At 40.2% G+C, this 968-nt stretch carries 1 protein-coding gene; it reads right to left on the bottom strand.

The window, feature by feature from the left end:
* Positions 1 to 968: SspB-related isopeptide-forming adhesin (locus O3670_RS10945; RefSeq protein ID WP_371596177.1), on the bottom strand; the 968-nt coding region annotated here is incomplete at both ends.

The raw sequence follows: 968 nt of genomic DNA, 5'->3' as shown, positions 1-968 counted from the left end.
AGCTGTTCCATCGTGAGAAACAGTAACAGTTACATTCGCTTTCATTGTATCGTATGTAACGGTTGCGTCTGTTCCAGCTACTTCTTCTACTGTGTAAGTGTAAGTACCTTCTTGACCCTTCGTGTATTTAAGGGCTGTAACTTTTTTACCAGCTTTATTTGTGTACTCTACTGGAGAGAATGTGATGTTACCAGCTGCGTCGTTGGTTGCAGTTGCAATCACAACATTGTCGCTATCTTTCAACTCGAAGCTGAATTCGTTAGCTTTCAATTCACGACCTTCCAAGCGTTTAGTGAAGTTGAAGTCTACTGAGATAGGTACGCTGTTCACACGTTTTTCAGTTGGTTTGCTTGGTTTTTCAACTGTCTTAGAAGTTGGGTTGTAGTAGTTAACTACTTGAGCCGCAGTATTTTCGATATCTACACCAGCTGCCACATCTGCTTTCACTGTTGTTGGAATATCGAACTTGTAGTAACGTCCGAAGGCGAATTTAGTTGTGTCGATAACTTGAGTGTTTTCTGCATCGCCAAGTGACTTAGTGAAGCCAGCTTTAAGGGTTGCAGTAATCACGCCACCTTCAACTGTGATATCGAATTTAGCTGTAACATCATCACCTGTTACTGAATCGTAAGCTTTGATCTTAGTTGCATCAAGATCTAACTTAGTTTCATCGTAGTCATCTGAGATTCCTACTGATTGAACGTTTTCTTTGTTAGTTGCTGAGAATTTAGTTGTATCCAACCATACTTGGTAAACCAACTTGTCGCCACGTTCAACTGACTTAGTATTCAAGTTTTGAGTTTCGTTGTTTGATGCATCGTCCGCATATGGATTAGTATTTGTTTCTCCATATTTATCAGTCAACTCTTTATCATCATCAACGAGCTTGTCACCAGTGATATCGAATTTCTCTTCAGAAACAACGTATTTCTCTGGTTGGAACTTAGGCTCTGTTGGAGGTGTTACAC

Origin of the sequence: Streptococcus sp. 27098_8_74 (assembly GCF_041431705.1) — a bacterium.
In the GTDB taxonomy this organism is placed as follows: Bacteria; Bacillota; Bacilli; order Lactobacillales; family Streptococcaceae; genus Streptococcus; species Streptococcus salivarius_E.
Note: the sequence above shows the minus strand (reverse complement) of the source record. Positions and strands in the feature narration are given on the sequence as shown.